This window comes from Streptomyces sp. NPDC001393 (assembly GCF_053597455.1).
Window position 1 is genome coordinate 1 of sequence record NZ_JBSFIH010000135.1, and the last position, 3,624, is coordinate 3,624.

Genomic DNA, 3,624 nt, shown 5'->3' on the forward strand with positions numbered 1-3,624 from the left:
CCCCTTTTTTTTAATGATCCGGCGCCCACCGATATCTACACTGGGCTTACGACACTCTTTCCCTCCCCGCCGCTCTCCCGATCTGCCGGCAGGGCGCGGCTCGCCACCGCGTCCCGCAGCAGCCACAGGCTGCTGCGGACCGGCCATCGCCGATCTTCCAGGGCCACTCTGGTTCGCAGCCGCGCCTTGCCGGGCATCACCGGCCTTTCGCACGGCGCCCGTGTTCCTTTCGCACCTGGCACAGCCGCGTGGTCGGGGTCATGGGCGCCGACCACGGCCCCGACCACGCGGCTGTTTCCACTTCGTGACCATGGTCGGGGGCTCCTGGTCGGGGGTTGGGTCGGGGACTGCGGGTTTCCTCATCCGCAGGCAAGGGCTCTGCCCCGAGGCCGCCTGCCCGTCCACGTGCAGCCAGCCGGCCACCCGGCACTTCCGACCAGCCGGGGCGGGCTTTCAACGACGGCCCAACAGCCTGTTGACCAAGGCCACCACGACCGGAAGGAGCACACCCCCATGGGCGGCACCTGGACCTGCGGCGGCTGCGGCATCGCCAATGTCGACCGGGCGTCGTGCGAGGCCTGCGGTACGAGCAGCCCGACCGCCACCGCTGCCGATCTCGCGGACACCGCCCTCAAAGACGCGGCCGCCGCCCGCGCGGCCCAGATCGAGGAAGCCTCCCGCGGCAACCACCAGTTGGCCGTGCACCTCGGCAGCGTGGTCGACGCCCACCTCGACGACGCCCTCGCCCTGCTGCACCTCGGCATCGCCTGATCGGCGCGACGAGGACCCGATGCTGCCGAAACTCGCGACCATTCACCCGGTCCGCGGCGAGGCCGGCTGCCCTCCCGAACTGATTTTTCACGAAGGATGTCCATGACCAGCCCCACGACGAGTGCCCCGGGAACCGGCTTGGCCCCCAGCCCCGCCGAACCGCTGCGCCACCAAGTCCTCGCCGCGCTCGCCCAGCACCGCATCGCCACCACCAGTCAGCTGCGCCGGATGCTGCGGCCGGACGGCACACGGCAACTGCTGTCCCGTGTCCTGAACAAGCTGCGCTCCGACGGCTTCGTCGACTGCACGGTGCTGCAGGAGGCGCACCGGTCGCGCACCAACGTCTGGTACCTCACTCAGGAAGGCTGTCGACTGACCCGGGATCTGCCTGTCCTGCGGGGACGACCGCCCTACCCCGTCACCTCGACCACGGCAGCCTCGCTGAAAACCGCGCACACGCTCACCGTCCTGCACACCCACCTGCCCTTCGCGGAAGACGCCCGCCGACTCGGGCACGAACACGGCCCGTGGGACTGGACCCCCGAGGTATCTCACTCCATCGGCGAAGGGGAGCGGGTTGTGGCCGACGCTGTCATGCACTACACCGTCGTCGACGGCGACCACCGGCGCAAACTACGAGCGTTCGTGGAAGTCGATCGCAGCACCATGAGCAGCGAACGCCTGGCCGTGAAACTGATCGACTACGCCCGTCTGTTCCAGTACGAAGCCCAGCCCGTCGGCCGCCGCAGGCAGGCCGCCACCGGCCCTGCCTGGCTCCGCTGGTATCCCGTCTTCCCCCGCGTACTCTTCGTGCTCACCGGCGCCCCCCGAACCAGACTGGGAGACAGAATCAGCGATCTCCAGGCGATGGTTGCCCAGCACCCCCTCGTCGCAGCCCTCGCCCGCGAGGTTCCGCTGGGAGCCGCCGTACTGGAGGACATCGAGCAACACGGTCCCGCCGGGTCCGTGTGGGTGCCTCTGACCGGGGGCGTGCCTCGTCCGTGGACGGCCTTGTGAAGGCGCGCGGCCACTGGCTCTTCCGGGACACGGCCCCGCTCAAGCACCGGAACTTGAACCGCCCCTCCACTCCGGGGGCGGGCTGCTAGCCCCTACGTGACCCAGACGCGTTCGACGTCGACGAGGACGACGACGTCGCGGAGAAATGAGTTGGGTACCGGGCGTGGGCCGTCACACTTCCCGCCCGGCACCCGGAGCGTACGGGTCGGCCCCGGCTGCCGCTTGCCGGACAGCAAAAAGCCCCACAGCTTGATGATCAACAGTGGATAGGCTGTGTGCATGTCACGTGCACGCGTCACCCTCGTAACTGCCCTTGTCGGGATTGCCGCGCTCACCGCCTGCTCCTCCAGCAGCGACAAGCCGGCCCCCAGCTCCGGCACCACGCAGCATGGCGACGAGCCGGTCTCCGCCCCTGTCCCGAAGCCGATCACGAAGGAACTCACCCAGGCCCAGATCACGCAGGCCCTGCTCGGCGACGGCGAGAACCTTCCCGGCTGGTCCCTGCACGGCGACAAGTCGGTGACGGAAGGGCAGTACTGCAACGGCACAGAGGAGGCCGAGTCCGCGCCGGCGGGCTGGGTCCGCGGCGGCGATTCATCGTACGAGCACAACGGCTCCACGAACGACATGGCGTACATAGAGATCTGCCTCTTCAAAACGGCCGACGCCGCCCACCGCCAGTACACGACGTGGAAGGGCACCGAGACCAGCAAGCAGCAGAACCCCAAAAAGCCGGTGGGCGACGAAAACACACTGGTCATCAACCCCGGACTCAGCGACGACACCGTCTACGGGTACGTCCGCTCGGGCAAGGTCAACATCCGGGTACGGATCGAGGGCGGCACCGCAGGCGACCCCTCGGGCACACAGGCCATGCTCGCCGCAACGCTCAAGCGCCTTCAGCAACTACAGGACGGCAAAGCCGCAACCGTGACCGCCCCTGACGAACAGGCCGCGGCCCGGCAGTGAGCGATCTGCGTCGCCGCGGGCATGACGACAGACGAACACCCGATCGCAGCAGTGCAGGAAACAGTCGGGGCAGCGGACGCGATGGCTACCACGCGGCCGCCTTGCCCAGTCCGAGGACGCCGTCCGGACAGGCGCAGCCGAGGCCAGCAACAACACTGGCCTCGGTATCCGGTCCTCGTCAGTGCAGAAGCATGCCGTCCTTAGGTCAACGAGGTGCAGCGGGCGGTGAGTCTGTCGCCGTCACCGGCCCAGGCAGCGAACAGCCGGGCCCGGGTGTAGGCGGCCGCGCCGTCCACGGCGGTATCTCGGAGCCGTTCGAACAGGCTGCACGGCGCCGAGGCTGAGCTGGATGTACGTCAGGGGCGCGCACCGTAGAAGCCTCGGGCTCTTACGTCGCGACCACCCTCACGCGACCCGCACGGGTGCCTCGAGTGCCCGCCCGATCAAGCTGAACGGCTGCCCCTCGCGCCAGCTTCTCCAGATTTCGTCCTGCTGAGCTGGCGAGAATCCGTAGTCACGCACCTGTGCCTCCACGATCACATGATCATCCGTGGGTGGTGCGTTGATCACTTGAGGGTGCCGAGGTTTGTTGAAGGATTGTCGGCCTCCGAAGGGCCCTTCGCCGCTTGCCTCCCTAGGGGTATTAGGTTAAAATTAATAACCCCTAGGAAAGGGGGGTGCGGATGGCGCGGGCCGGGCTGACGGCGGAGCGGGTAACGATCGCGGGCGCCGAGCTGGCGGACGAGGTCGGGTTCGATCGGCTGACTATGTCTCAGCTTGATCATTAACCTCGCTGCTGTTTCAGGCGGACATGTTCGGTGAGGGTTTCGATTCGTTTCACGGTCTTTCCCGGCTCGTGACGTGGGG

General features: G+C 67.9%; 3 protein-coding genes and 1 pseudogene. All 4 read left to right on the forward strand.

Annotation, left to right across the window (positions count from 1 at the left end; translation table 11 throughout):
• Positions 1-513 precede the first annotated feature (513 nt).
• Entirely contained in the window at positions 514-771 is a 258-nt protein-coding gene (locus tag ACWC2T_RS45765) for a hypothetical protein (RefSeq protein ID WP_450676206.1), read from the forward strand.
• A gap of 102 nt (positions 772-873) precedes the next feature.
• Positions 874-1,788, forward strand: a complete 915-nt coding sequence (locus ACWC2T_RS45770) for a replication-relaxation family protein (protein ID WP_450676207.1) — start codon at positions 874-876, stop codon at positions 1,786-1,788.
• A 279-nt stretch (positions 1,789-2,067) separates the two neighbouring features.
• Positions 2,068-2,757 (forward strand): hypothetical protein, encoded by a 690-nt coding sequence (locus ACWC2T_RS45775; RefSeq protein WP_450676208.1) that lies wholly within the window; start codon positions 2,068-2,070, stop codon positions 2,755-2,757.
• Between the two features lie 683 nt (positions 2,758-3,440).
• Positions 3,441-3,536: pseudogene (locus tag ACWC2T_RS45780) on the forward strand (TetR/AcrR family transcriptional regulator); the annotation flags it as partial.
• Positions 3,537-3,624 lie beyond the last annotated feature (88 nt).

Bases quoted from the DNA above. Each gene is read 5' to 3' on its own strand.
- ACWC2T_RS45770 (WP_450676207.1), top strand. From the start codon at position 874: ATGACCAGCCCCACGACGAGTGCCCCGGGAACCGGCTTGGCCCCCAGC.
- ACWC2T_RS45765 (WP_450676206.1), top strand. From the start codon at position 514: ATGGGCGGCACCTGGACCTGCGGCGGCTGCGGCATCGCCAATGTCGAC.
- ACWC2T_RS45775 (WP_450676208.1), top strand. From the start codon at position 2,068: ATGTCACGTGCACGCGTCACCCTCGTAACTGCCCTTGTCGGGATTGCC.